Annotated in this window: 26 protein-coding genes; 10 read left to right on the top strand and 16 right to left on the bottom strand. The window is 33.1% G+C overall.

Annotated elements, in window-relative coordinates; translation table 11 throughout:
• The first annotated feature begins 21 nt into the window (after nt 1–21).
• Nucleotides 22–1,461, top strand: a complete 1,440-nt coding sequence (locus OLM52_RS11450; protein ID WP_264548645.1) for a nucleoside recognition domain-containing protein — start codon at nt 22–24, stop codon at nt 1,459–1,461.
• A 76-nt stretch (nt 1,462–1,537) separates the two neighbouring features.
• The gene (locus OLM52_RS11445) at nt 1,538–3,139 is read left to right on the top strand and encodes a fumarate hydratase (RefSeq protein ID WP_264548644.1); all 1,602 of its coding nucleotides are present in this window, start codon (nt 1,538–1,540) and stop codon (nt 3,137–3,139) included.
• 64 nt (nt 3,140–3,203) lie between these two features.
• Here OLM52_RS11445 and OLM52_RS11440 read toward each other — a convergent pair whose 3' ends face one another.
• The 11 genes from OLM52_RS11440 to OLM52_RS11390 form a co-directional block, all read right to left on the bottom strand.
• Complete coding sequence (locus OLM52_RS11440) at nt 3,204–3,602, bottom strand: hypothetical protein (RefSeq protein ID WP_264548643.1); 399 nt, start codon at nt 3,600–3,602, stop codon at nt 3,204–3,206.
• Nucleotides 3,603–3,711: 109 nt separating this feature from the next.
• Entirely contained in the window at nt 3,712–4,875 is a 1,164-nt protein-coding gene (locus OLM52_RS11435) for a class I SAM-dependent rRNA methyltransferase (RefSeq protein ID WP_264548642.1), read from the bottom strand.
• A 114-nt stretch (nt 4,876–4,989) separates the two neighbouring features.
• Entirely contained in the window at nt 4,990–5,358 is a 369-nt protein-coding gene (locus tag OLM52_RS11430; RefSeq protein ID WP_264548641.1) for a four helix bundle protein, read from the bottom strand.
• A 112-nt stretch (nt 5,359–5,470) separates the two neighbouring features.
• Nucleotides 5,471–6,130 (bottom strand): CoA transferase subunit B, encoded by a 660-nt coding sequence (locus OLM52_RS11425; RefSeq protein WP_264548640.1) that lies wholly within the window; start codon nt 6,128–6,130, stop codon nt 5,471–5,473.
• 2 nt (nt 6,131–6,132) lie between these two features.
• A complete protein-coding gene (locus OLM52_RS11420) occupies nt 6,133–6,834 on the bottom strand; it encodes a CoA transferase subunit A (protein WP_264548639.1) in 702 nt (233 codons plus the stop codon).
• 18 nt (nt 6,835–6,852) lie between these two features.
• On the bottom strand, nt 6,853–9,141 hold the full coding sequence (locus OLM52_RS11415) for a penicillin-binding protein 1A (RefSeq protein ID WP_264548638.1): 2,289 nt from the start codon (nt 9,139–9,141) through the stop codon (nt 6,853–6,855).
• 1 nt (nt 9,142) lies between these two features.
• Nucleotides 9,143–9,640 (bottom strand): gliding motility lipoprotein GldH, encoded by a 498-nt coding sequence (locus tag OLM52_RS11410; RefSeq protein WP_264548637.1) that lies wholly within the window; start codon nt 9,638–9,640, stop codon nt 9,143–9,145.
• A complete protein-coding gene (locus OLM52_RS11405) occupies nt 9,621–10,781 on the bottom strand; it encodes a stage 0 sporulation family protein (RefSeq protein WP_264548636.1) in 1,161 nt (386 codons plus the stop codon). Before OLM52_RS11405 ends, OLM52_RS11410 begins: the two co-directional genes overlap by 20 nt.
• 176 nt (nt 10,782–10,957) lie before the next feature.
• Nucleotides 10,958–11,188 carry a ferredoxin gene (locus tag OLM52_RS11400; RefSeq protein WP_264548635.1) on the bottom strand — a complete coding sequence of 77 codons (231 nt, stop codon included), beginning with the start codon at nt 11,186–11,188 and terminating at the stop codon, nt 10,958–10,960.
• The gene (locus OLM52_RS11395; protein WP_264548634.1) at nt 11,188–12,429 is read right to left on the bottom strand and encodes a peptidase U32 family protein; all 1,242 of its coding nucleotides are present in this window, start codon (nt 12,427–12,429) and stop codon (nt 11,188–11,190) included. Before OLM52_RS11395 ends, OLM52_RS11400 begins: the two co-directional genes overlap by 1 nt.
• Entirely contained in the window at nt 12,429–13,787 is a 1,359-nt protein-coding gene (locus tag OLM52_RS11390; RefSeq protein WP_264548633.1) for a rhodanese-related sulfurtransferase, read from the bottom strand. Before OLM52_RS11390 ends, OLM52_RS11395 begins: the two co-directional genes overlap by 1 nt.
• Before the next feature lie 218 nt (nt 13,788–14,005).
• Here OLM52_RS11390 and recA point away from each other — a divergent pair, with 218 nt between their 5' ends.
• The 4 genes from recA to OLM52_RS11370 all read left to right on the top strand — a co-directional run bounded on the left by recA (nt 14,006) and on the right by OLM52_RS11370 (nt 17,644).
• Nucleotides 14,006–15,010 (top strand): recombinase RecA, encoded by a 1,005-nt coding sequence (gene recA / locus OLM52_RS11385; protein ID WP_264548632.1) that lies wholly within the window; start codon nt 14,006–14,008, stop codon nt 15,008–15,010.
• 93 nt (nt 15,011–15,103) lie between these two features.
• A complete protein-coding gene (locus tag OLM52_RS11380; RefSeq protein ID WP_264548631.1) occupies nt 15,104–15,511 on the top strand; it encodes a hypothetical protein in 408 nt (135 codons plus the stop codon).
• Nucleotides 15,512–15,518: 7 nt separating this feature from the next.
• Nucleotides 15,519–16,061, top strand: a complete 543-nt coding sequence (locus tag OLM52_RS11375) for an RNA polymerase sigma factor (RefSeq protein ID WP_264548630.1) — start codon at nt 15,519–15,521, stop codon at nt 16,059–16,061.
• Complete coding sequence (locus tag OLM52_RS11370; RefSeq protein WP_264548629.1) at nt 16,058–17,644, top strand: hypothetical protein; 1,587 nt, start codon at nt 16,058–16,060, stop codon at nt 17,642–17,644. The genes OLM52_RS11375 and OLM52_RS11370 overlap by 4 nt, the downstream gene beginning before the upstream one ends.
• An 89-nt stretch (nt 17,645–17,733) precedes the next feature.
• On the opposite strand, the gene OLM52_RS11365 is transcribed toward OLM52_RS11370, so the two are convergent.
• Entirely contained in the window at nt 17,734–18,474 is a 741-nt protein-coding gene (locus tag OLM52_RS11365) for a lysophospholipid acyltransferase family protein (RefSeq protein ID WP_264548628.1), read from the bottom strand.
• Nucleotides 18,475–18,614: 140 nt separating this feature from the next.
• On the opposite strand from OLM52_RS11365, the gene trpS reads away from it, so the two are divergent.
• Together trpS and OLM52_RS11355 are read left to right on the top strand one after the other, a co-directional pair.
• Nucleotides 18,615–19,583 (top strand): tryptophan--tRNA ligase, encoded by a 969-nt coding sequence (trpS, locus tag OLM52_RS11360; RefSeq protein ID WP_264548627.1) that lies wholly within the window; start codon nt 18,615–18,617, stop codon nt 19,581–19,583.
• A 128-nt stretch (nt 19,584–19,711) separates the two neighbouring features.
• Nucleotides 19,712–20,056, top strand: coding sequence for a toxin-antitoxin system YwqK family antitoxin (locus tag OLM52_RS11355; RefSeq protein WP_264548626.1), 345 nt, complete (start codon nt 19,712–19,714; stop codon nt 20,054–20,056).
• 59 nt (nt 20,057–20,115) lie between these two features.
• On the opposite strand, the gene OLM52_RS11350 is transcribed toward OLM52_RS11355, so the two are convergent.
• Nucleotides 20,116–21,609, bottom strand: coding sequence for a PLP-dependent aminotransferase family protein (locus tag OLM52_RS11350; RefSeq protein ID WP_264548625.1), 1,494 nt, complete (start codon nt 21,607–21,609; stop codon nt 20,116–20,118).
• A gap of 68 nt (nt 21,610–21,677) precedes the next feature.
• Between OLM52_RS11350 and OLM52_RS11345 the strand changes: the two genes are divergently transcribed.
• Both OLM52_RS11345 and OLM52_RS11340 read left to right on the top strand, forming a co-directional pair.
• Nucleotides 21,678–23,501, top strand: coding sequence for a TonB-dependent receptor plug domain-containing protein (locus tag OLM52_RS11345; protein ID WP_264548624.1), 1,824 nt, complete (start codon nt 21,678–21,680; stop codon nt 23,499–23,501).
• Between the two features lie 51 nt (nt 23,502–23,552).
• Complete coding sequence (locus OLM52_RS11340; RefSeq protein WP_264548623.1) at nt 23,553–24,035, top strand: hypothetical protein; 483 nt, start codon at nt 23,553–23,555, stop codon at nt 24,033–24,035.
• A 63-nt stretch (nt 24,036–24,098) separates the two neighbouring features.
• Here the strand turns inward: OLM52_RS11340 and OLM52_RS11335 are convergent, their stop codons facing one another.
• From OLM52_RS11335 to aspS, 3 genes are all read right to left on the bottom strand, one after another.
• Entirely contained in the window at nt 24,099–24,299 is a 201-nt protein-coding gene (locus OLM52_RS11335; protein WP_008255794.1) for a cold-shock protein, read from the bottom strand.
• Between the two features lie 84 nt (nt 24,300–24,383).
• On the bottom strand, nt 24,384–24,614 hold the full coding sequence (locus tag OLM52_RS11330; RefSeq protein WP_264548622.1) for a hypothetical protein: 231 nt from the start codon (nt 24,612–24,614) through the stop codon (nt 24,384–24,386).
• A gap of 2 nt (nt 24,615–24,616) precedes the next feature.
• Nucleotides 24,617–26,362, bottom strand: coding sequence for an aspartate--tRNA ligase (aspS, locus tag OLM52_RS11325; RefSeq protein WP_264548621.1), 1,746 nt, complete (start codon nt 26,360–26,362; stop codon nt 24,617–24,619).
• Nucleotides 26,363–26,501 lie beyond the last annotated feature (139 nt).

The raw sequence follows: 26,501 nt of genomic DNA, 5'->3' as shown, positions 1-26,501 counted from the left end.
CATTTACAAAAAATATAACACATGGTTTTAAGCAGATTTTGGTTGGTGATATTTGTATCGTCTATCTTTTTTATTGTCTTTGGATTATTTTCTTCGCAATACTATTCAATCGATTATGTTTTGAATGGAAAACAAGGCGAACCACTTTTAATTGGTGAAAAATATTTAAACGAAGTACCTCAATTTGTTCAAGATAGTTTACAAAAAGCAGAAGACAAAACGTTTGTTTTAAATAAAAATACTGCCGATGCCGATACCACTTATGTTTACAACAAACAAACGGTAAAAATATTCAGTGGAAAACAGCAAGCCGACGGTTTACTTCCTATGACTAAAAGTAGTTTGTTTGATTTGATTCTGCCATTGATTGCTTATTTATCTTTTTTCTGTGGAATAATGGAATTACTTATAATTTCTGGTGCGTCAGAGCGATTGGCTAAAAAGCTAAGTCCAATGTTTGCCAAAGTATTCCCATCTATTCCTAAAAACCACGAATCAATATCCTACATGACTTTGAATTTTGCGGCCAACTTTTTAGGATTAGATTCTGCCGCAACGCCTTTTGGTTTAAAAGCCATGCAAAGTTTACAAGAACTCAACAAAGACAAAGATGTTGCAAGTGATGCCCAAATCATGTTTATGTGTTTGCATGCAGCTGGTTTGACCTTAATTCCCACTTCAATTATTGGTTATCGTGCTGCTGAAAACGCTGCCAATCCTGCTGATGTGATGTTGCCGTGTATCATCACGTCTTTTATTGGAACCATTGCAGCTTTTGTTTTGGTAGGAATTAAGCAAAAAGTAAATTTTAAAAGCGCCTCTTTATTAGCGGTTTTAATGGGAGTTATTGGAGCTATTGTTGGGTTGTTGTTTTACGTAAACAGTTTAGATTTAATTGGAAAAAACTATTTCACTTCAAATCTTTCGGGATTATTATTGATATTAATTATTGGTTTTACCCTAATATTTTCATTCATTCAAGAAAAGAAATTTGTGGAAAACAAAACCACCATTTTCGACACGTTTGTAGTTGGTGCCAACAACGGATTAAAAACGGGAGTTACTATTTTTCCTTATGTGATGGGAATGTTAGTGGCGATATCGTTATTTAGAAATAGTGGTTTGTTTGAAAACATCAGCTACGGAATTTCGTTTGTTTTTGCACATTTGGGTGTCGCTAAAGAAATCACTGATTCGCTTCCTGTGGCGATGTTGCGTCCTTTTAGTTCTGGTGGATCACGAGGGTTTATGATTGATGCGATGAAACAATTTGGCCCTGATTCATTAACTGGAAGATTGAGTTGTATTTTTCAATGCAGTGCCGAAACCACTTTCTATGTTATTGCTGTTTATTTTGGAAGTGTCAACATTAAAAACACACGCTATACGTTAGGAATGATGCTTTTGGTGGATTTGATTTGTGTAATTACAGCGATTTTTGTGGCGAGTTGGTTTTTTTAAGAAATTCTAAATAAGCATCATAAATCTTTTACAAAACACAAAGAATCCGTAACTTTACCTTTCAAAACATACACAAATGGACTTTTTATATCAAGACCCGTATCCTATTCTAAAAGACGATACACACTACAAAAAATTAACTTCAGATTACGTAAAAGTAGAACAACTTGGCGATAGAGAAATCTTAGTAGTGGACCCAAAAGGATTAGAATTATTAGCACAAGAAGCAATGGACGACGTTTCGTTTATGTTGCGTTCGGCACATTTACAAAAACTAAGAAACATTATCGAAGACCCAGAAGCAACAGACAATGATCGTTTTGTGGCCTATAATTTATTACAAAACGCTGCGGTGGCTGTAGAAGGTCAATTGCCTTCTTGCCAAGATACTGGAACTGCGATTGTGGTTGCCAAAAAAGGTGAAAACGTTTACACAGGTGTGGAAGACGGCGAATGGTTATCAAAAGGAATTTACAATACGTACCAAAATAAAAATCTTCGTTACTCGCAAATTGTTCCAATTTCGATGTTTGAAGAAAAAAACTCAGGTTCAAATCTTCCAGCGCAGATTGATATTTATGCGAAAAAAGGAAATTCATATGAGTTCTTATTTTTAACAAAAGGTGGTGGTTCGGCCAACAAAACCTTCTTATATCAAAAAACAAAATCGTTGTTAAATGAAAAATCGTTAGACGAATTTGTTCGTGAGCGCATTATGGATTTAGGAACAGCGGCTTGTCCTCCGTATCACTTAGCTATCGTAATTGGCGGCACTTCTGCAGAAGCAAACTTAGCAGCCGTAAAAAAAGCATCAGCAGGATATTTTGACAATCTTCCAACTTCTGGAAACATGTCGGGTCAAGCGTTTCGCGATTTAGAATGGGAAAAAAGAGTACAAATTATTTGTCAAGAAAGTCAAATTGGAGCACAATTTGGTGGAAAATATTTAACACATGATGTTCGTGTCATTCGTTTACCTCGTCATGCCGCATCATGTCCTGTTGGAATGGGAGTTTCTTGTTCAGCAGATCGAAATATCAAAGGGAAAATCACGAAAGACGGTATTTTCTTAGAGCAATTAGAAACAAATCCAGGACAGTTTTTACCAACAACAGCACCTCATTTAGAGCCTGCGGTGGAAGTTGATTTGAACAAACCAATGCCAGAAATTTTAGCAGAATTATCAAAATACCCAATCAAAACGCGTTTAAAATTAAACGGAACGTTGATTGTGGCACGTGATATCGCGCATGCAAAAATCAAAGAATTATTAGACGCTGGAAAACCAATGCCAGAATATTTCAAAAATCATCCAGTATATTATGCAGGTCCAGCAAAAACTCCAGACGGAATGCCATCAGGAAGTTTTGGACCCACAACCGCAGGAAGAATGGACGTTTATGTAGACGAATTCCAAGCCGCTGGCGGAAGCATGATTATGTTAGCGAAAGGAAATCGTTCAAAACAAGTAATGGACGCTTGTAAGAAATACGGAGGATTCTATTTAGGTTCGATTGGTGGTCCTGCTGCGATTTTAGCAAAAGAAAACATCTTATCAGTAGAAGTAGTAGACTTTGAAGAATTAGGCATGGAAGCCGTTCGTAAAATTACCGTGAAAGATTTCCCTGCGTTTATTATAACTGATGATAAAGGGAATGATTTCTTTATGAATTTGTAAAGTATTAAGATAAAAGAATTAAGATTTAAGATAGCCTGTGAGTTGAAAAAGACTTGCAGGTTTTTTATTTGTAAAATCTCTTAATAATTTGAAAAGACAATAATTCTATAAAGACTAGAATACTGTAAAAAATGATATTTGCATTAAAAACAGCATCATTAAATCTAATATGCAATTCATAATCATAGTCATAAACATTTTTTAATATTTCTTGAACCAAATATATTCCTGAAATAAATGTAAATAATGAAACTGTAAATAAGAATACGATTTTCTTTAAGAAATTTATTTTATAAAAATCATAAATTAATATCACCCCTACTATTAAGACAAATAGAAAATTGAAATAATGAAACTTCATATTCATTCCACCTTTAGCAAACATCGAAGGAAAACTATATGAAATAATTAAAGTTAAAACTATAATTATGAGTGTTTTATAAAAATTTGAAATTGATTTCATAAGAGAAAATATTTATCTTCTTGTTTGAACAAAATAAATTAAGATTCGTTCTGAATGAAACTATGCGTGAAATACTGAACACTTCATACTGACCACTGAACACTTTAAACTACTCCACAAACAACACCAATCCTTTTAAATAATGCCCTTCTGGGTGATAAATGTTGATTGGGTGATCTGGGCCTTGTTCTAATTTGTGTAAGACTCGGATATTTCTTCCGGTTTCTATGGCTGCTGCGGCAACAGTGTTGTAAAACAAAACATCGTCAATTACCTGTGAACACGAAAACGTGAATAAAATTCCGTTAGGTGCTAAGGCTTTTAAACCAGCTATATTTAAACGTTTGTAGGCTTGCGTTGCCGTATGTTTACTTTTGATGCTTTTCGCGAAAGCGGGCGGATCTAATACAATAACATCGTATTGTTGCGTGTGCTCTTTCATGAAGTTGAATACATCATCCGCAACTGCTTTATGATTGGCGTTTGGAAAATTTAATTCCATATTACTGGCTGCTAAATCTACCGCTTTTTGAGAGATATCTACCGAAGTTACCAATTCTGCGCCAGCACTCATCGCGTAAATTGAAAATCCGCCTGTGTAACAAAACGTGTTTAATACTTTTTTGCCTTTTGAGAATTCGCCTAATAACTTTCGGTTATCGCGTTGGTCTAAGAAAAACCCTGTTTTTTGTCCTTCTACCCAATTTACTGAAAACAAAATGTTGTTCTCTTTAGCAACTGCTTCTGCTTTGTTTCCGAATAAGAAATAATCGGTTCCAGTATTCGGTAAAGTTCCTGAACTTTTGCAATAAATGGTTTCGCAATAGTCTGTAAAATTAGATTTTATGGCTTCAGAAATTTGCTCCATTTGAAGAAAAACTCCTGTCGAATGCGCTTGTATTACCCAATTTTTATCGTAATAATCAATAATCAATCCCGAAATTCCATCGCCTTCTCCGTGAATTACTCGGAACGCATTGGTAACTTCAAAATCTAATAATTGGGTGCGTAAATACCAAGCCGATTGTAGTTTGGCTGCCCAAAAGTTTTCAGAGAAAGTCTCTTCGCCAAACGTCAAAATACGAACCACAATACTTCCTTTATCACTGAAATATCCGGTTCCTAAATGATTGTTTTTCGAATCGACTACATCTACCATTTCGCCATCGTTTATTTCACGACTCACGCCATAAACCGCACCACTGAAAATCCAAGGGTGACGACGTTGAATAGATTTTTCTTTACCTGATTTTAGAATTACTTTTGGGAACATGTTAATGTGTCAATTAGTCAATGTGCCAATGTGCCGATACAATGTGTCAATTTGAGAATTAGTCAATTATTAAATTACTAACTCATCAACTAATTGGCATATTGTCTCATTGCCTTATTGGCTAATTTTTTTGGTTGTTGAAATGATTTTATTTGTAATTTTTAATATATCAAAAACTTCAGTTAGTAATTCTTCTGTATTTGGATAATTTTCTAATTCGTTACAAAGGAATAACCAAAATTCGGTTTCATCAGCTTCTTTCATTGCAATTTTCATTTTATGAATAAAGTCTGCTTTGCTTTCAGAATTTTGAGCTTCTTTGATATTTGCTCCTATCGAAGTTCCTGATTTTAATAGTTGATTAGCAATTACATACTTTCTGTCTTCTTCTAATTTTTCTGTGTATTGAACCACTTTTTTAGCAAATTCAAATGATTTTAAAAGAATTAAATTGTTTTTGTACTTTTCTTGAAATGTTATCATGGCTTATATATTTATTTAATGTGTCAATGAGACAATGTGTCAATGTATCGATTTTTTTCATTAGCTAATTTACTAATTAGCTTATTGGCACATTGCCTCATTGACTAATTGGCTAATTAATACTCATTTCAGGAATATCTCCATCAATGATTAAATCGGCTTCTGTTGCTTTGATGATTTCTTCTACTGAAACGCCAGGCGCTCTTTCTAATAATTTGAAACCGTTTGGAGTGATTTCTAAAACGGCTAATTCAGTAACGACTTTTTTCACACAACCAACACCTGTTAATGGAAGCGTACATTTTTTAAGAATTTTTGATTCTCCAGCTTTATTTACGTGCATCATGGCTACAATAATATTTTCTGCAGAAGCTACTAAATCCATAGCGCCACCCATTCCTTTTACCATTTTTCCTGGAATTTTCCAGTTGGCAATGTCGCCGTTTTCGGAAACTTCCATCGCTCCTAAAATAGTTAAATCTACTTTTTGCGCACGAATCATTCCGAAACTAAACGCCGAATCAAAGAAACTTGCTCCTGGCAAAGTGGTAATCGTTTGTTTTCCTGCGTTGATGATGTCAGCATCTTCTTCTCCTTCAAAAGGAAATGGACCCATTCCTAAAACTCCGTTTTCCGACTGAAATTCTACTGAAATATCGGTACGAACGTAATTGGCAACTAAAGTTGGGATTCCGATTCCTAAGTTTACATAGTAACCGTCTTTTACTTCTTGTGCTATTCTTTTTGCGATTTGATTTTTATCTAATGCCATGATTAACTTCTTTGTCTAACAGTTCTTTGCTCAATTCTTTTCTCAAATTTCTCTCCTTGGAAAATACGATTTACCATAATTCCTGGGATGTGAATTTCGTTAGGATTTAAAGTTCCTGCTGGGACTAATTCTTCTACCTCAGCAATTGTAATTTTTGCAGCACCTGCCATACAAGCGTTGAAATTACGAGCCGTTCCTTTGAAAATAAGATTTCCTGCTTCGTCACCTTTCCATGCTTTTACGATAGAAAAATCAGCTTTGTAAGCCAATTCCATTACGTGCATTTTTCCATTGAACTCCCGTGTTTCTTTACCTTCAGCTACTTCAGTTCCAAAACCAGCTGGTGTAAAAAAAGCAGGGATTCCAGCTTGAGCAGCACGACATTTTTCGGCTAAAGTTCCTTGTGGTGTTAATTCTACTTCTAATTCACCTGAAAGCATTTGACGTTCAAATTCGGCATTTTCACCTACATAAGAAGAAATCATTTTTGTAATTTGACGTTTTTGTAAAAGTAATCCCAATCCGAAATCATCTACACCTGCATTATTGGAAATACAAGTTAGATTGGTTACATTTTTATGTACTAATTCAGCAATACTGTTTTCGGGAATTCCACAAAGACCAAAACCACCTAACATGATGGTTTGTCCGTCTTGAATTCCTTCTAAAGCTTCTTTAACGTTATTAACTTTTCTAGAAATCATATTTTGGTTTGTTGTTGTTTATAATCCGAACTCGTCCATATTAGGTTCGTCTGTTGGAACTGCTGTGGTATCTACTACTTTTTTAGGAGTCCAACAATCTACTTTTATGGATAAATTTTCTGGTTTTTCAAAAGGATCTTTAGACACATCTAAATCGCTATCGGCATAACATTTTTTCATAAAAATTCCCCAAATAGGCAATGCCATTGTTGCTCCTTGACCTAATCTTGTGGCTCTAAAATGAGCAGCTCTGTCTTCGTTTCCAACCCATACTCCAGTAGCTAAATTAGGTACCATTCCAATAAACCATCCATCAGAATTGTTTTGCGAAGTTCCTGTTTTTCCTGCAATTGGATTGCCAAAACTATAATCGTATTGGATGAAACCACCACCACCATATTTTAAACGAGCTCCTGTTCCTGAACTGGTTACGCCTTCCATTAATTTTATAACAGCATAAGCGACATCTTTATTTACAATATCTTTTGTTACTGGTACTGGTTGGTCAATAACTACTCCGTTTTTATCTTCTATTTTGATGATAAATGTTGGTTTTACATATACTCCTTGATTGGCAAACGTACTCATTGCACCAACCATTTGTTCAACGGTAATATCAACAGCTCCTAACGCAATTGAAGGTTGCACAGGAATATCAGATGTTACTCCTAATTCTTTTGCCATGTCAACTACTGCTTGTGGACCGACTCTATCAATTAATTTAGCTGAAACTGTGTTAATCGAATTTGCCAACGCTTTCTGTAAAGTTGTGGTTCCTCTGTAATTTCCGTCTGAGTTTTTTGGAGACCAATCTTTATCAATTCCCCATTTGCCTTTTGGCATCGTAAAATAACTGTCGATTATAGAATCACAAGGCGACATTCCTAATTGCTCGATAGCCGTTGCGTACAAAAATGGCTTAAAAGTAGAACCTACTTGTCTTGCTCCTTGACCTACGTGATCGTATTGAAAATATTTATAATTTACACCTCCAACCCATGCTTTTATGTGGCCATTTCTTGGTTCCATTGCCATCATACCTGTTTGTAGCATGTGTTTGTAATATATGATCGAATCTGTTGGTTTCATGATGGTGTCTTTTTCACCTTCATACGTAAAGATTTTCATTTTTGCTGGCACATCAAAAGATTTAAGAATTTCTTCTTTTGTTTTACCATTCGAGTCCATTTTTCTCCAACGTTCTGAATTCTTCTTGGCTTGCAACATAATTTGTTGCGTTTGCTCAGGAGTAATATCAACAAAAGGAGCATTTTCTTTGTCTTTCGCTGCAATGAAAAATTCTTTTTGTAGATTTTTTAAATGTTCGGTTACCGCTTCTTCTGCATATTGTTGCATTTTAGAATCAATAGTCGTGTAGATTTTTAAACCATCGCGATATAAATCATATTCCGTTCCATCATCCTTTAAGTGATTTTTTACCCACTTTCTCATGTAATCTCTTAGATATTCTCTGAAATAGGTAGCACTTCCTTCTGAATGACTTTCAGGTCTGAAGTCTAATTTGATTGGAAGTTTTTTTAACTCTTCTTTTTTTGATTCGGTAATTACACCGTTTTTAACCATTTGACCTAAAACCGTATTTCTTCGGTCTAAGACTAATTTTGCTCTTTTTTTTCGGTTAGGATTATATAACGAAGGATTTTTTAACATTCCTACAAACAAAGCGCCTTCTTCAATAGTTAAGTCTTTTGGCTCCTTATTCATGTAAATTTTTGCTGCTGAACGAATTCCGACTGCTCCGTTTACAAAATCTACTTGATTTAAATACAAAGCGATGATTTCTTGCTTGGTATATTGACGCTCTAAACGAACAGCAATGATCCATTCTTTTACTTTTTGAATTACTCTAAAGAGGATAAATTTTGAACCTTCTCCATGGAATAAGTTTTTAGCTAATTGTTGGGTAAGTGTACTAGCTCCACCGTCTTGAGCCAATTTTACTACTGCTCTCAATGTTCCTTTAGCATCAATTCCTGAATGCTCATAAAAACGTTCGTCTTCAGTTGCAACTAGCGCTTTTACTAGATGTTGTGGCAAATCTTCATATTTAACAGGTGTTCTGTTTTCTTTATAAAATTTACCAATAACTACTCCGTCAGCAGAAATAATTTCGGTTGCCACATTTGAATCTGGATTTTCTAAATCATCAAATGAAGGCATTTTTCCAAAAAAGCCCCACGAAGCAAAAAGGAATAATAAAATAATTCCTAAAAAGCCATACATAAAAAGTTGCCAAAATCTTCTTTTGTAGGCAGAATAATCGTTTGTAACTGGTTTTGTAGCCATGTTATTTTGTTTTTTCTATTCGTAACCCTAATTCTGTAATTCCTTTCAAATCAGCTACACCTTCTACTTTTCCTGTTTCTCTAACTGCTTGAACTATCTCAACATTGTATTTTCCAGCTCTTTTGAATTTGTGATTTTCTAAATACCACAATTTACTTTCTTTAACATCTGAAAAACCTTCGCCCATTAGCGTTCCATCTGGATTTGCCATTAAGTATTCTAATGTATCTACTTTGATTGTTGGTTTTTTCCCTGGTTCTTTCATGGAAACAATCAAATACATGTTGTTGAACGGATAATCGTTGTTGTTTCTAACATTCAAAAACAAATGATATGGATTTACAGTATCCTTTTGTTCAAATGTAAAACGCAAGGTATCTGCCTTTTTCCAAGTACCATCTAATTCTTTATATTCGCTGAAAAATTGTTGTTTATCGCAAGAGATAAAAAGCACAGCAATCAGCATCAAACCAATAAAATTAGTCTTTTTTAGGTGCATTTTTAAAATTTGTAGGTTTCTTCTTTTTGTTTCTATTATTTGATTTTTTCTTAGGTTGATCAAAACGTGTTAAACTGTCTTGACCTACTACGTTTTCAAATTTTTTCTCTACTTCCTGAACCGTTTCTATTACATAATCTTCTAAACCAGCAACGCGTTCTTTTTTCTTATTGATTGCTAAAATTTCTTTCACTTTTGCAACAGGCAAAACCATCCATTGAGCTGGTGCATTCGCATAAGAAAACCACATAATTTCTTTGAAAATATCGATTTTCTGACAATATGCATCACCTTTTTCAGTGTAAAGCTTGGTTTCCATGTCAGGCATGTCTTTCAATGCATCTAAATAAGTGTCTAATTCGTAATTCAAGCAACACTTTAGTTTTCCACATTGACCCGCTAACTTTTGTGGATTTAACGACAACTGTTGGTATCGTGCTGCCGAAGTATTCACACTTCTAAAATCGGTTAACCAAGTAGAACAGCACAATTCTCTTCCGCAAGAACCTATTCCTCCTAAACGAGCTGCTTCCTGACGGAAACCTACTTGCTTCATTTCGATTCTAATTTTGAAATCTTGAGCAAATTCTTTAATTAATTGACGAAAATCGACTCTATCATTAGCCGTGTAATAAAACGTTGCTTTTGAACCATCGCCTTGAAATTCTACATCAGAAATTTTCATTTCTAACTTCAAATTGATAGCGATTTCACGAGCACGCATACGCACCGCTTCTTCTTTATTTCGGGCTTCTGTCCAAATATCAATATCTCTTTGCGAAGCTTTTCTATATATTTTTGCTAAATCTTTATCGGGATTTTCATTTTTCTTTTTCATTTGAATTTTAACCAATTCGCCTGTCAAAGTGATAATTCCGATATCGTGACCAGGAGAAGCTTCGGTAGCGACAATGTCTCCAATAGATAACGTTAGTTTTTCGGTATTTCTAAAAAATTCTTTTCTTCCGTTTTTAAATCTAATTTCAACAGCATCAAAAGGTGCTTGACCACCTGGTAACGTCATGTTTGACAACCAATCGAAAACCGAAAGTTTGTTGCAGCTATCGGTGCCGCAAGTCCCATTATTATTACACCCCTTTGGTGCACCACCATCAGCGGTTGAACAGTTTGTACATGCCATAATTTAAATATATAGTGATTGTCCTAACGGACTACGTTTCAAAACGTTTTTGAGCGTAAAGATATTGATTTTTTATGGAAACTTTCAAATTCAATCTTTTGAAGTTGTACAAAAACAAAAAACCTATCTCATTATAAAACGAAATAGGTCTTTATATAGTATTGAAAACCAAAAATTTATGTTTCTTTTACCGTAATTATATGCACAGGACAAGCCTTTACTGCCAATTCACAATTTTCAACAATGGTGTGGTCTGCCGATTTTAAAGTGTGAAAACCTTTGGCATCAACTGATTTTATTAACACTGATTTTCCGTCTTTTTTTGACATTTGAAACTGTGCTGGTGCCATTTCGACACAATAATTGCAGCCAATACATTTGTCTCTTTGAAGCGTAACAACAACCATTAGTTTTCAACAATTTTATACATTTTGTCCGATAAACGAATGCGGAACGGCACTTTCAAAGTACAACTATCTCCTTTGGTTGCTTTTTCAGAAGTGGCATCATTCACAAAAAAATCTTCTAAAATTAATTCTTGTGCACCCGTTGAAGGACCTGTGATTAAAATCTTATCCCCTTTTTTGATGTCGTAAGCTTCGATTTTGAATTCGGCAATATTAGATTTTGGAAAATAATGCATTCCTTTTCCAACGTATACTTTTTTCTGAGTTGCATTAGAACCAGGATTATCTGACCATTCGCCTAACTTTTGCCCCAAATAATAACCACTCCAAAAACCGCGATTGTAAACGGTTGCCAAAGCTTCCATCCAGGTGTTGATTTTTTCCTTGGTAAAAGTTCCTTCATAATACGAATCGATGGCTTCACGATAGGTTTTGATAACCGTTGCTACATAATCAGCTGCTCGTCCTCGACCTTCAATTTTCAAAACTTTTATTCCAGAATCGATTACTTGATCTAGAAAATCTAAGGTGCATAAATCTTTTGGCGACATTAAATATTCGTTATCTACTTCAATTTCGAAACCACTTTCTTGGTCAATAACCGTATATTTTTTGCGACAATTTTGCTTGCAAGCACCGCGATTTGCTGATGAATTATGCGAATGTAAACTCAAATAGCATTTTCCTGAAACCGCCATACACAAAGCACCATGACCAAAGATTTCGATTTCTACCAAATTGCCACTCGGACCTTTGATTTGCTCTTTTTCGATGTCTTCAGTGATTTTTTTCACTTGACGTAAACTCAACTCGCGAGACAATACAATGGTATCGGCAAACATGGCGTAGAATTTAACCGTTTCGATATTAGTCACATTCAATTGGGTTGAAATATGCACTTCGATTCCGATGGTTCTAGCCGACATAATCACCGCTTGGTCGGATGCAATTACAGCCGTAATTCCAGCTTCTTTGGCTTTGGTCAACAATGTTTTTACAATCGATAAATCGTGATCGTAAATAATTGTATTTAAAGTTAGATAAGTTCTAACCTTTTTCTCTTTACATCTACGAGCAATTTCAGGTAAATCATCCAAAACAAAATTCACTGTTGCTCGAGCACGCATATTTAGTTGTTCGACACCAAAATAAATGGAATCGCAACCATTATCTAAAGCCGCTTGCATAGATTCAAAATTTCCTGCAGGCGCCATTAATTCAATTCTTCCCGAAGTTGTCATTAGCCAATAATTTTAAATAATTTATCAGATAATCTTACTCGGAAAGGTACTTCAAAAGTTATTTTATCGCCAACTTTAGCTACTGAATTTTCAGTTCCGTTTACCAACATTTTTTCTAAAACTAATTCTTGGTTCCCAGTAGTTGGTCCTGAAATTAAAATTTTATCGCCAACATTTAGTTCTTGATTTTCTATAACGAAAAGACCTACTTGTGCTTTCACATAATAGTGTTCGGCTTTACCAAGCAATACTTTTTTTACTTTTATTTTCTGACGAATGTCTTTTGTTTTTTCGGCTACAGCCAAAGGTTTATCGGACAATTCTCCTGAATGTTTGAATTTCAAATTTTCTGATTTCCCTTTTCGGAACACTTTATTACCCACTTGTTTGCCTCTGCGAAGTTTAACTTGTTCGGCTAATGGCAAATGCGTGATTTCTAAACATTCTGTGGAACAACAATTTTCCATAGCAGCTTGACATTCGTCACATTGAATGAACAATAAGTGGCAACCATCGTTTAAACAATTGGTGTGATTGTCGCAAGGTTTTCCACATTGATGGCATTGCGAAACGATATCTTCGGTAATTCTTTCACCAAGTCTGTGGTCGAATACAAAGTTCTTTCCAATGAATTTACTTTCTAAACCTTCCTCTTTAAGTTGCTTGGCATAATTGATAATTCCGCCTTCTAATTGGAATACATTTTTAAAACCTTGGTGTTTAAAATAGGCTGATGCCTTTTCGCAACGAATTCCACCTGTGCAATACATTACTAGGTTTTTATCTTCTTTAAAATCTTTTAATTGCTCGTTGATGATGGGCAAACTTTCTCTAAAAGTTTCTACATCTGGCGTTATGGCACCTTTAAAATGACCGATTTCACTTTCGTAATGATTTCTAAAATCAACTACAATAGTATTTGGATCTTCTAATATTTGATTGAATTCTTTGGCTTTTAAATGCACACCAATATTGGTAACGTCAAAAGTTTCATCGTTCAAACCATCGGCTACAATTTTGTCTCGAACTTTTACAGTCAATTTCAAAAACGAATGATCATCGTGTTCTACGGCTACATTTAAACGAATGCCACGCATAAAATCATAGGCTTCTAAAGTTTCACGAAAAGCTTCGAAGTTTTCAGCGGGAACACTCATTTGAGCATTAATTCCTTCTTTGGCTACATACGTTCGACCAAGAGCATCGAGTTTGTTCCATTCGATAAATAAGTCGTCGCGAAATTTTTTGGGATCTTCAATTTTGGCATACGCATAGAAAGATAATGTAAGACGTTGTTGTCCGGCTTCATCAATAAGTTGAGCTCTTTCTTCTGCGCTTAAGGTGTTATACAGTTGCATGCTATAAACGTTTTAAGATTAGAAAATATGAGACGCGATAAATCGCATCTGTACAAAATGGAATTCTAAATGGAAGAATTCGGGTGCAAAGGTAATAAAATTGGTTAAAAATCAAATCTTTAAATGGGTTAGAAAACATATCAACAATTTTTGGAGCAATTGAAAAAAACTGTATTTTTACAAAAAAAAGAATTGTAATCAATTTAAAGCCAAATATTATGAGTTCAGACAAAGAAGCCAAATTAAAAGCCTTACAACTAACATTAGACAAACTTGACAAAACGTACGGAAAAGGAACCGTAATGAAACTAGGCGATAGCGCAGTTGAAGAAATAGAAGCTATTCCGTCAGGTTCATTAGGGATTGACTTAGCCTTAGGTGTAAATGGTTACCCAAGAGGAAGAGTTATTGAAATCTACGGACCAGAATCGTCAGGTAAGACTACATTAACATTACACGCCATTGCTGAAGCTCAAAAAGCGGGAGGGATTGCTGCGTTCATTGATGCAGAACACGCCTTTGATAGATTTTATGCAGAAAAATTAGGAATCGATATAGATAACTTAATTATTTCACAACCAGATAATGGTGAACAAGCTTTAGAAATTGCAGAAAGTTTAATTCGTTCGGGAGCTGTTGACATTGTTGTTATTGACTCGGTTGCTGCTTTAACACCAAAAAGTGAAATTGAAGGCGATATGGGTGATTCTAAAATGGGATTACACGCACGTTTGATGTCGCAAGCTTTGAGAAAGTTAACAGGAACTATTCACAAAACAAATTGTACTGTGTTTTTCATTAACCAGTTACGTGATAAAATTGGTGTAATGTTTGGAAGTCCAGAAACTACAACGGGAGGAAATGCATTAAAATTCTATGCTTCAGTTCGTATTGACATTCGTAAATCAACTCAAATTAAAGATGGCGATAATGTTTTAGGAAACAGAACTAAAGTTAAAATCGTTAAAAACAAAGTCGCACCACCTTTTAGAACTGCAGAATTTGACATTATGTATGGTGAAGGAATTTCAAAAGTAGGTGAGGTTTTAGACTTAGCCGTAGAATTTGAAATCATTAAAAAAAGTGGTTCTTGGTTTAGCTACGGAGAAACAAAATTGGGTCAAGGTAGAGATGCCGTAAAAGCTTTAATCAAAGACAATCCAGAATTAATGGACGAATTAGAGCAAAAAATTAAAGATCTAATCAAAGAAAATAACGCATAAAAATTAAATCACGCCTTGAGCGTGATTTTTTTTGTAATTTAACGCAACCATTTATAGAATTATTCATCTAAATAGAAACACACATTAAAAAAAATGAAAAAGTTAGTTTTATTATTGAGTTTACTTTTTGTTTTTAGCTCTTGCAACTTGGACGATGAACCGAATGTTGAATACGTTCTTCTTCCCGTTGAATCTGTTGAAATGCCAGTTGATTTCAATGTAAATGTAATTAATCAAATAAAAATTAGATATAGAAGACCCACCACTTGTCATTTATATGATGGTATTTATTATAGATATGATGGTAACACAAGAATTGTTGCAATAAATGCGGTAAAACTAAAATCTAATACTTGTGAAAATGCGATTGAAGAAGGTCCTTATGAAGTTACTTTAGATTTTAAACCAACCGAAAGCCAAACTTATTTGTTTAAATTTTGGACCGGAACAAATGCAGCAGGTGAAGATGAATTTTTAGAATATGAAGCGATAGTAAACTAATATAATTTTGATTTTAGAACAACTCATATATGAATGTACTAAAAATAATACCAAAGCACAAGAACAACTTTACCATCTATTAGCGCCAAAGTTGTTTTCTGTGTGTTTGAAGTATTCGAGAGATTATGCCGAAGCACAAGACAATTTACAAGAAAGTTTTTTAATCATTTTTGATAAAATAAGTCAATTTAAAAATAAAGGTTCATTTGAAGGTTGGGCTAAAAGAATAACTATAAATTACACCTTACAGCAATATAGAAATAAAGGTGTTTTTGAAATAATTTCTGAAAAAATAGCCGACGAAGAAAACGTTGAAATTGAAGATGAAAATATTTCATTGGATTTTCTTACCAAAATTATTCAAGAATTACCTGACAGGTATCGATTGGTTTTTAATTTATATGTGATGGATGATTATTCACACAAAGAGATTGCAGAAATGCTAAACATCAATATTGGAACATCAAAATCTAATTTAGCACGAGCAAAAGCAATTTTAAAAGAAAAGATAGAATTGAATAACAACTATTCAATCCAAAAAACAAAATGAAAGAACAAAAAAATATAGAACGATTATTTCAAGAAAAATTCAAAGACTTTGAGGCAATTCCTCCTCAAAACTCTTGGGACACTATTGCATCTCGTTTAAATGAAAAAAAGAAGAAAAAAAGAGTGGTTCCTTTTTGGTTTCAACTTTCAGGAATTGCCGCTTCATTATTTATTGTTGGAACACTAATTTGGAATTACCAATCTGAAAATGATACTTTAAATCAAGACAATACCAACTCTATTGTTTCTGATGATGCAAAAATTAAAACAAATAATAACGCTAATTCTGGAATAGAAAATTCTGCCATTACAAGTTCAGAATCAAATGAATTAAATCGAAACACTTCTGAAAAAAATAAATTTGAAGAAAAAATTAATCAGAATAACGTTACTATAAATGAATTAACAAAATCAAAAAATGCTATTGTTTCTGGTACAAAAGAAAACAAAAAAACCAATTCAAACAGCACTATAGTTGACAACACCAAAAGAAATAAAATTTCAAAAAGCAATGTCATCACAACATCAAATGATGAATTGATAAATAATGAAAATGTATTTAATAATTCAAATGATAAAGTTTTAGTTACAATTCAAAATAAAAAATCAATTGATAAAACAAATAACAAGGATATTAATTCAGATAAAATTGATGCTTTTTTTGAAAAAGACAATATAGAAACAACTGTTACAAATAATACCAATACTGATTTAAAAGAATTTAACAATTCAAAAACAATTGTTACTTCGAGTGGAATCATTACTAAAGATAGTACGCTAGTGGCAAAAATTGCTGAAGAAAAAAATCCACTAGAAGAATTGCTTGCAGCAAAAGAGGATGGGAAAAATGAAGATGAAAAAGAAAAAGAAAAAAGAAGTAAATGGGCGATTAGCACTAACGCATCGCCTGTTTATTTCAATTCTTTAGCGGAAGGATCTTCTATTGATTCTAGATTTTTATCAAATCAGAAAAGCTTTAACAATACTCTTAGTTATGGTGTTGGTATTAATTATAATATTACACAAAAACTAAGTATTAAAACAGGTGTTAATAATTTAAAAATTGATTACAATACTAATGATATTGCTTTTTATCAAGATGTGAGCGCAATACCACTTGAAAATGTTAAAACAAATTCTGCCGGTAAAATGATTAATATTGAAAGCAAATTACAAGAAAATGGTGAATTTGTTTCGGTTTTAGGAACACCGCTTGTAAAATATGATGGCTCATTGAATCAAGAAATTGGTTTTGTTGAAGTTCCAGTAGAATTAAGTTACAAGCTATTAGACAAAAAATTTGGAATAGAAGTGATTGGTGGATTAAGTACTTTATTTTTAAGTGAAAACAAAGTCTCGCTTGTTTCTAACGGACAAGAAATGAATATCGGTAGTGCAAATAATTTAAACAATATACATTTTAGTAGTAATGTCGGTTTGGGTTTTAAATACAGCTTTTGGAAGAATTTCAATGCGAATTTCCAACCTATGTTTAAATACCAAATCAATACCTTTAGTGAAAATTCTGGTAACTTCAAACCCTATTTTATTGGTTTGTACTCTGGAATAAGTTTTAGTTTTTAAGCTTTAGTTGGTTAAGCTTAAATTTAAGTTAAGTTGTTTCATTTCTAGTTAAAATGAAACCGAAAAAGTCCAGATGCGTTTGGACTTTTTTATTTCAAATCATTAACTAATGGTTCTAATATAATGTTTCGTACTTGTAGTTTAATAGCGTTTCTGTCTTCTAAGGTTTTTCCTTTAGTTTCAATTACTGGATAAATTTTTGCTCTCATTTTTCCTGGACTTCCGCTAAAAAAAGTATATGAAAAACGTTTTTTATTATCAAAAAATACCATCGGAACAATGGGTAATTGATGTTCAATTGCTATTCGAAATGCACCATCTTTAAAACCATCCAATACAATGTGCTCTTCTGGAACACCGCCTTCTGGAAAAATACAAATACTCAACCCTTGATGAATTCTTTTTTGTGCACGTTCAAAAACCTGGTAGCGACTTTTACTACTGCTTCTGTCGACCAAAATACAAACACGTTTGTAAATGAATCCAAAAATTGGAATTTTAGCTAATTCTTTCTTTCCTACAAAAACAAAAGGATGATTTTTAACCGCAATCAACATCAACATAATATCGGTCATTGAAGTGTGATTGGCTACTAACATATAACTTTTACCATCTTCAAAAACATCATCTCCTTCAATTGAATAATTGAAACCCATTCCAAATAAAATAATCTTAGACCATATTCTAGCTATTTTAAAAAATAAAGGATACGTTTTTTCGCTTAAAATAGTAGCTAATATAAACGGAAACAAAATTATTATTGGAACTAAAACCAGGATGTAAAACCAAATGCGATACAATAACGTGAGTGGATATTTTAAAAATTTCATTGTGGCTAGTCTATTAGATTTTCAAAAGTAATCATTTTAATAAAACTGATGCCTTTTTACTTTTCGGTTTTTACTCTACATTTGCATTTAAATAATAACTTGAAGAACATCGTGTCTTTGCTTTAAAAAAACACATTATAATGGCAAAAATCTTAACTGGAATTCAAAGTACAGGAACACCACACTTAGGAAATTTATTAGGGGCAATTATACCAGCAATTCAAATGGCAAATAATCCTGATAATCAGTCTTTTCTTTTTATTGCTGATTTGCATTCGATTACGCAAATCAAAAATGGAGCAGAACTAAGACAAAATACTTACAGTGTTGCAGCGGCTTGGCTAGCTTGTGGTTTAGATACCAATCGTGTGGTTTTTTACCGCCAATCCGATGTACCACAAACTACCGAACTTTCTTGGTATTTGAGTTGTTTTTTTCCTTTTCAACGTTTAACATTAGCCCATTCGTTCAAAGATAAAGCCGATAGATTAGACGATGTTAATGCAGGATTGTTTTCCTATCCAATGTTAATGGCTGCCGATATTTTATTGTATGATGCAAATTTTGTCCCTGTTGGAAAAGACCAATTGCAACATTTAGAAATCACGCGTGATGTGGCTTCACGATTCAATCATCAAATGGGTGAAACCTTTGTAATTCCAGAAGCTAAAATTGATGAAAAAATCATGATTATCCCGGGAACAGATGGACAAAAAATGAGTAAATCGAGAAACAATTTCATCAATATATTTTTAGACGATAAAACGCTACTAAAGCAAATAAAAACAATTGAAACCGACAGTACACCACTAGAAGAACCAAAAAATCCTGATACATGTAATGTTTTTGCTTTGTACAAATTATTAGGTACTGCAGAAGATGTAGCTGATTTGCGTGCTAAATACGAAGCTGGAAATTATGGCTACGGACATGCTAAACAAGCTTTATATGAGTTAATTACCATAAAATTCAAAACCGAAAGAGAAAAATATAATTATTACATCAATAATTTGGAAGAAGTTGATAAATTATTGTTAGAAGGTGCCGCAAAAGCTGGTATTGTAGCAAATAATGTATTAAAAAGAGTAAGAGAAAAATTGGGATATTAAACGTCAAATAAGCAGGTTTAATTTTAAATTTTAGCTCAATGTTATCAAATTGTTAACTTAAAGTTTTTTTATTGTAAAAAAACATTTATATTTGTTATAGTATTATTAACTCTTAAAAGAAATAGACTATGAAAAATATAATGATTGCAGGAATAATGTTAGTAACAAGTCTAACATTTGCACAAGAAGTTAAGCCAAAATATGAAATCATTGGGCAAGAAGTAAAAACTACTTACTACTATGATAATGGTCAAATCAAACAAGAAGGAAACTATTTAAACGGAAAACCAAACGGCAAATGGGTTTCATATAACGAAGATGGAACGAAACAAGCCATAGGAGAATTTGAAAACGGTTCAAAAAAAGGAAAATGGTTTTTTTGGTCAGAAGCTTCTTTAACTGAAGTTGATTTTTCTGACAGTAGAATTGCTGAAGTAAAAAAATGGTCAAAAGATGTTTTAGTTAAAAACTAATTCAATCAAACATAACAATAACGAACCCCAAAAATTTCTTTTGGGGTTTTTCTTTTTCTTTACAACAAAAAGTCATACGCTTGTTTGAGTTTTTTAACTATAATTTCGATTTCGTCTTCATTTAAATGCCCAAAACCAAAACGAATAGCACACGTGTTTTTATCTTGATATAGAATCGTTTTGGGTAAAAATAAATCGTTTTTATACGCTTGTTCTGCTAACTGAACTAATGAAATTTTTGGTTCAAATTGTAACCAAATTGCCAATCCTCCATTTGGTTTTTCAAAACGTATTGTTTGCTTAAAATTTTCAGTTAAACAAGCACATAAATAATCACAACGTTTTTTATAAATGAATACATTTTTTTTTATCAATCTGTGGATTTCTCCTTCATAAATTAATTCTGAAAGCAATTGTTCCTGAATCAAATCGCCTTGACGATCCAACATTTTTAAATAATTTTTGGCTTCCAAAATTAAATTATCGGGTGCAACTACAAATCCTGTTTGAAAACTAGGAAATAACGATTGACCTACTTTACCTAAATAAATTACCATTCCATTCGCATCTGCACTAGCCATTGGCAACTTTGAAACTCCATTGTACTGAAAATCATAATCAAAATCATCTTCAATAATTGCAAATTGATAAGCAGAAGCCAATTGGATTAACTTCAATCTTCGTTCGGCACTCAATGTTTTAGTTGTGGGATAATGCCTATTGGAACAAACATAAACACAACGAATTTTTCCTTTTGTAAAATGTTTTTTAATATACTCAACATCTAATCCTTGTTCATCAACTGGAATGGTTTTGATTGAAGCACCAGCTTGCTGAAAAATCATATTGGAAGCAAAATTGCTTAAATTTCCTACCAAAACAACATCATTGGGTTGAATTAAAAGCTGTGAAATAATAAACAAACTCATTTCGGAGCTTCGTGTACTGATTAAATTATTCGGTTGAATATGAAACCCGCGAGTAGCATTCAAATAATTACATAATTGACTTTCAATTGCCGAATGAGAAGATATATTGGTTTGATTCCATTTAGAAATTAACGATTTTCGTTTCATGGCAGCACTGTACCATTTCGAAAACTGATGAACAGGATGCAATCTCAAATCAGGTTCTCCATCGTTTATTGCATATTTTGCCTTAGAAAATTCGTTTGCTGGCGCTAAATGAAAAGAAGTTTTAAAATTAAATCCGGTGTTTTTTGAATACTTATAAATTCCATCAACAAGGTCTGAAGTTGCCTTTATTGGTTGGTTTTTTTGTTCAGGAATCAATACAAAAGTACCTTTATTGGCAATGATTTCTACCCAACCTTGTGAGGCTAATTCGTCATAAACAGCTACCGCTGTGTTTCTATGAATTTTTAGTAACTGACTAAATGTACGCGTGCCTGGTAATGCAGTTCCTGTTGTCAAATAACCGCGCTGAATTCCATTTATAATTTGTTGGGCAATTTGAATGTAAACAGCCGTTCCTCCAGATTTTTCAAAGTGAATCAGTTCTTTTAATAACACATTTACCGGACTATCTATCATTTTATATCTGGACTATTTTAATCGTCCGGAAAGTTACGAATTTTGCAGCGTTTTAAAATAAACTTCAAATGAAAAATAAATACTTTTTATCAGCCTTGCTTTTAAGTGCTATACTTGGAAATGCACAAGAAAATGAACCAAAAACCGATTCGCTTAAAGAAGTTATAGTATCATCTTCGCGAATTGATTTACCTTTTAAAGAAAATTCAAGAACCATTCAAATAATTACGGCAACTGATATTAAAAAACTGGGTGTTACCAACGTTGCTGACGCATTACAACAAGTTGCAGGAATTGATGTTAGACGTCAAGGTGTAAACGGAATGCAGGCCGATTTATACATTAGAGGTGGTGGTTTTGACCAAACATTACTGCTAATTGACGGCATTAAAGTTGATGATCCACAAACGGGTCATCATACCTTAAACTTAGCATTACCTATCGAATTAATCAAAAGAATTGAAGTGATTAAAGGTCCGGCTGCTCGAATTTTTGGACAAAATGCTTTTACAGGAGCTGTTAATATTGTAACAAAGGATGGTTTTGAAAATTCATTAATTGCCAAAGTTCAAGCAGGTTCTTTTGGACAGTTTACTACAGAAGCAACCGGAGCTATTAATTTAGAAACAAGTAGTCATATTGTGCATTTTTCTAAAAATATTTCAGAAGGTTATCGTCACAACACCGATTTTGACAATCAAAATTATGTGTTAAAAAGTCAATTCAATAAAAATAAATTACCAATTGATTTACTTACGACTTACTCAGAGAGAAAATTTGGCGCAAATGGTTTTTACGGAATTCCATCAGCTACAGAACAATATGAAGAAACCCAAGCAAGTTTAATTGGACTTTCAACCGTAATTAAAAACGGAAATTTTACTTGGAAACCAAGATTATATTGGAGAAGAAATCAAGACGAATATCATTATATCAGAAGCAATCCATCGGCGTATAGAAATTTACACATTACCAATAAAGTTGCAGCAGAATTGAATGGTTCATATGAATCAAAAGCGGGGATCACTGGTTTTGGTATAGAAATGGCTAAATATTACATTTCGAGTAACCGATTGGGCGATAATTCTAGAGAAATGGCTTCTCTGTTTTTAGAACATCGTTTTCAGTTTTTTGATAAAAAATTTGATATAACACCTGGAGTTGCGGTATCTTATTTTTCAGACTTTGATAGCAAAGCATTTCCAGGATTAGATTTAGGTTATCAAGTTACTTCAGATTTTAGAGTGTATGGAAACATCGGGTATACATACAGAGTCCCAACCTATACCGATTTATATTATATTGGACCACAAGCTATTGGAAATGAAAATTTACAACCTGAAGAAGCACTTTCAGAAGAAATTGGAATCAAATGGTTAACGTCTAAATTTGACTTTACGTTTGCAGCATTCAACAGAGATTCAAATGATTTGATTGATTATGTGAGACCAACCGAAGCAGATGTTATTTATACCCCACAAAACATTCAGGATGTAAACACAAAAGGATTTGAAACACAAGTTGAGTACCGATTTATGCTGAATACTTTACCACAAAAAATTAAAATGGGGTATACTTTTATCGAAGACGATGTTAAAAAAAGCAGTGCTGCTTATTCAAGATATTCTATCAATTCTATGAAACATCAATTTGTTGGAAATTATGCCATGGAATGGTTCAAGAATTTCAGTAATTCAATTGGATATAGATACGTAGAAAGAACTTCAGGAGTTAGTTACAACATTTGGGATGTAAGTGCTTCATATCAATTAAAAGCATTAGAATTTTCAGTATATGCTAATAATATTTTTAACACAGCATATGTAGAAGCAGGAATGGTTCCTATGCCAAAAGGAAATGTTTTATTTGGAGTAAAATATTTATTTAAATAAAATCAAAATTATATATTTGAAAAGGATTACAACTTTGTAATCCTTTTTTGTATGGAAAACATTATTAGTTATACGAAAGAGATTCCTTTTGTGAAGCGTTTTTTCGGAATTGCTTTCGCTTGTTTAGGATTTCTAATGGTAGTTTTAACAGGAAGTCTGTTTGCGTTTATTTTTATTGCTATTGGTTTGGGCTTAAATGTTGCCGAAGGAACAGATATAAACTTAACTAACAAAACTATTCGATCTTTTCAATCATTGTTTGGAATTAAGTTTGGAAAATGGAATCAGATGCCTAACTTTGAATATGCTTCAGTATTTAAAACAAATGAAAGCCAAACTATAAGGGTTGTTACCGCAGAAACAACCCAAAAAAGTAGTGTGATTTTAGTAAACTTATTTTACGAAAGAAATAAACATATTACATTTTATAAAACAACAAACAAAATAAAAGCTTTTGAGGTTGCTAAACATTTTAAATTAGCACTGGAAATAGATATTCTAGACGCTACTGAAAGTGAAAAGAAATGGTTGTAAACAAAAAAAGTCCCGATTTAATCGGGACTTTGTTCTTTCTAGGTAATCAAAAAATAATATATATTAGTCTTCGATAACTACTACTTGAGCAGCTACTTTACCTTTTCTTCCTTCTTCTTCTTCGTAACTTACTGCATCACCTTCATTAAGAGATTCAACTCTCATTCCGCTTGCGTGTACGAAAATGTCTTTTCCTGTTTCATCATCTGTAATAAAACCGTAACCTTTTGATTCATTGAAGAATTTAACTTTGCCTGTTCGCATTTTGTAATATAAAAAAATTAATAATACTTCAAAGATATACTTAATTACAATATAAAAAACAAAAAGGTATAAAATATTTCAAATTTATTGATTTTCAGGCTCTTTATCCTTCTTTAAATCAAAATTTAACATGCGATCTCTCACTTCTTTGTTCTTAAATCTTGAGTATAAAAATAATGGCATTAGCACAAAAGCAAGTACTAAAATTCCTATTCCAATCCATTTATCGCCATTTAAACCATTATTTTTTTGAAAATATCCAAAAGAAATTAGACCTGCAATAATTACGATAAGACCAATCAGAATTTTTTTCATCTTTATCTTAATTTAATATGTAATTCTTGCAATTGCGCTTCATCAATTGTAGATGGTGCATCAATCATTACATCTCTTCCTGAATTGTTTTTAGGGAAAGCAATAAAATCACGGATTGTTTCTTGACCACCTAAAATAGAAACCAATCTATCCAATCCAAAAGCTAAACCTCCGTGTGGTGGTGCGCCAAATTCAAATGCATTCATTAAAAATCCAAACTGAGCCTGAGCTTGTTCTTTACTGAAACCTAATAAATCAAACATTCTACTTTGTAAATCCCTATCGTGAATACGAATAGAACCTCCACCAATTTCGTTTCCGTTTAACACCATATCATAAGCATTGGCACGCACTTTTCCTGGTTCGGTTTCAATTAAAGCCATATCTTCTGGTTTTGGAGAAGTAAATGGATGGTGCATTGCGTGGTATCTTCCGCTTTCTTCGTCCCATTCTAATAATGGGAAATCTACTACCCATAATGGTGCAAATTCATCTGATTTTCTCAAACCTAAACGCGTTGCAACTTCCATACGAAGTGCCGATAATTGTGTTCTTGTCTTATCTGCCTTTCCTGATAATACTAAAATTAAATCACCTGGTTTTGCGTTGGTAATTTCTGCCCATTTTTTCAAATCTTCTTGATCGTAGAATTTATCCACTGATGATTTAAATGAACCGTCTTCTTCACATTTTACATAAACCATTCCTAATGCTCCAACTTGAGGGCGCTTTACCCAATCTATTAAAGTATCAATTTCTTTTCTGGTATAATTTGCACAACCTGGCGCAGCGATTCCGACTACTAATTCAGCTGAATTGAATACTGGAAAATCTTTATGCTGAGCTACAGCGTTTAACTCGCCAAATTTCATTTCAAAACGAATATCTGGTTTGTCGTTACCATAGGTTTTCATGGCGTAATCATAAGTAATTCTCGGGAATTTATCTACTTCAATTCCTTTGATTTCTTTAAGTAAATGACGCGTTAACCCTTCAAACATATCTAAAATATCTTCTTGCTCCACGAATGCCATTTCGCAGTCAATTTGTGTAAATTCTGGCTGACGGTCTGCTCTTAAATCTTCGTCACGGAAACATTTCACAATTTGGAAATATTTGTCCATTCCACCTACCATCAATAACTGTTTGAAGGTTTGTGGCGATTGAGGTAAGGCATAAAACTGTCCTTCATTCATTCTACTTGGCACTACAAAATCACGCGCACCTTCTGGAGTAGACTTAATTAAATAAGGCGTTTCAACATCACAAAATCCTTGGTCTGAAAGATATTTTCTAACTTCCATGGATACTTTATGACGGAATAATAAATTATTTTTAACCGGATTTCTTCTGATATCTAAATAACGATATTTCATACGAATATCTTCACCACCATCCGTTTCATCTTCAATCGTAAAAGGAGGCAATTGTGCTTCGTTTAAAATAGTTAATTCGGTAACTAAAATTTCAACGTCACCAGTTGCCATATTTGGGTTTTTAGAAACACGTTCTATAACCGTTCCTTTGATTTGGATTACAAATTCTCTTCCTAAAGATTTTGCTTTTTCAATAACAGCTTTATCAGTTCTTTGTTCATCAAAAATCAATTGGGTAATTCCGTATCGATCACGTAAATCAACCCAAATCATAAATCCTTTATCTCTAGACTTTTGAACCCAACCAGCAAGGGTAACTTCTGTATTAATATGTGATGCGTTTAGTTCGCCGCAATTATGACTTCTATACATTTCTAAAAAATTTTATGCAAAAGTACTAACAAAATTGAAAATTTTTCGTCTAATGCGTTAATTAAAATGCAATTTTAATTTGTTTTTGTAGTTTTATAAAATAATACTTTATTTTTACAATCATCTTATCCAATAATTT

It is taken from the genome of Flavobacterium sp. N2820, assembly GCF_025947285.1.
Taxonomy (GTDB): Bacteria; Bacteroidota; Bacteroidia; order Flavobacteriales; family Flavobacteriaceae; genus Flavobacterium.
This window is presented reverse-complemented; position numbering and strand designations above follow the sequence as displayed.

Excerpts from the sequence above, each read along its gene's own strand:
- OLM52_RS11355 (WP_264548626.1), top strand. The coding sequence starts at position 19,712 with ATGAAAAATATAATGATTGCAGGAATAATGTTAGTAACAAGTCTAACA.
- aspS (WP_264548621.1), bottom strand. The coding sequence starts at position 26,362 with ATGTATAGAAGTCATAATTGCGGCGAACTAAACGCATCACATATTAAT.
- OLM52_RS11370 (WP_264548629.1), top strand. The coding sequence starts at position 16,058 with ATGAAAGAACAAAAAAATATAGAACGATTATTTCAAGAAAAATTCAAA.
- OLM52_RS11365 (WP_264548628.1), bottom strand. The coding sequence starts at position 18,474 with ATGAAATTTTTAAAATATCCACTCACGTTATTGTATCGCATTTGGTTT.
- OLM52_RS11345 (WP_264548624.1), top strand. The coding sequence starts at position 21,678 with ATGAAAAATAAATACTTTTTATCAGCCTTGCTTTTAAGTGCTATACTT.
- OLM52_RS11350 (WP_264548625.1), bottom strand. The coding sequence starts at position 21,609 with ATGATAGATAGTCCGGTAAATGTGTTATTAAAAGAACTGATTCACTTT.
- OLM52_RS11425 (WP_264548640.1), bottom strand. The coding sequence starts at position 6,130 with ATGGCATTAGATAAAAATCAAATCGCAAAAAGAATAGCACAAGAAGTA.
- OLM52_RS11405 (WP_264548636.1), bottom strand. The coding sequence starts at position 10,781 with ATGGCATGTACAAACTGTTCAACCGCTGATGGTGGTGCACCAAAGGGG.
- OLM52_RS11340 (WP_264548623.1), top strand. The coding sequence starts at position 23,553 with ATGGAAAACATTATTAGTTATACGAAAGAGATTCCTTTTGTGAAGCGT.
- OLM52_RS11330 (WP_264548622.1), bottom strand. The coding sequence starts at position 24,614 with ATGAAAAAAATTCTGATTGGTCTTATCGTAATTATTGCAGGTCTAATT.
- OLM52_RS11450 (WP_264548645.1), top strand. The coding sequence starts at position 22 with ATGGTTTTAAGCAGATTTTGGTTGGTGATATTTGTATCGTCTATCTTT.
- trpS (WP_264548627.1), top strand. The coding sequence starts at position 18,615 with ATGGCAAAAATCTTAACTGGAATTCAAAGTACAGGAACACCACACTTA.
- OLM52_RS11440 (WP_264548643.1), bottom strand. The coding sequence starts at position 3,602 with ATGAAATCAATTTCAAATTTTTATAAAACACTCATAATTATAGTTTTA.
- OLM52_RS11335 (WP_008255794.1), bottom strand. The coding sequence starts at position 24,299 with ATGCGAACAGGCAAAGTTAAATTCTTCAATGAATCAAAAGGTTACGGT.
- OLM52_RS11435 (WP_264548642.1), bottom strand. The coding sequence starts at position 4,875 with ATGTTCCCAAAAGTAATTCTAAAATCAGGTAAAGAAAAATCTATTCAA.
- OLM52_RS11410 (WP_264548637.1), bottom strand. The coding sequence starts at position 9,640 with ATGCACCTAAAAAAGACTAATTTTATTGGTTTGATGCTGATTGCTGTG.
- OLM52_RS11420 (WP_264548639.1), bottom strand. The coding sequence starts at position 6,834 with ATGATTTCTAGAAAAGTTAATAACGTTAAAGAAGCTTTAGAAGGAATT.
- OLM52_RS11400 (WP_264548635.1), bottom strand. The coding sequence starts at position 11,188 with ATGGTTGTTGTTACGCTTCAAAGAGACAAATGTATTGGCTGCAATTAT.
- OLM52_RS11390 (WP_264548633.1), bottom strand. The coding sequence starts at position 13,787 with ATGCAACTGTATAACACCTTAAGCGCAGAAGAAAGAGCTCAACTTATT.
- OLM52_RS11415 (WP_264548638.1), bottom strand. The coding sequence starts at position 9,141 with ATGGCTACAAAACCAGTTACAAACGATTATTCTGCCTACAAAAGAAGA.
- OLM52_RS11395 (WP_264548634.1), bottom strand. The coding sequence starts at position 12,429 with ATGACAACTTCGGGAAGAATTGAATTAATGGCGCCTGCAGGAAATTTT.
- recA (WP_264548632.1), top strand. The coding sequence starts at position 14,006 with ATGAGTTCAGACAAAGAAGCCAAATTAAAAGCCTTACAACTAACATTA.
- OLM52_RS11380 (WP_264548631.1), top strand. The coding sequence starts at position 15,104 with ATGAAAAAGTTAGTTTTATTATTGAGTTTACTTTTTGTTTTTAGCTCT.
- OLM52_RS11430 (WP_264548641.1), bottom strand. The coding sequence starts at position 5,358 with ATGATAACATTTCAAGAAAAGTACAAAAACAATTTAATTCTTTTAAAA.
- OLM52_RS11445 (WP_264548644.1), top strand. The coding sequence starts at position 1,538 with ATGGACTTTTTATATCAAGACCCGTATCCTATTCTAAAAGACGATACA.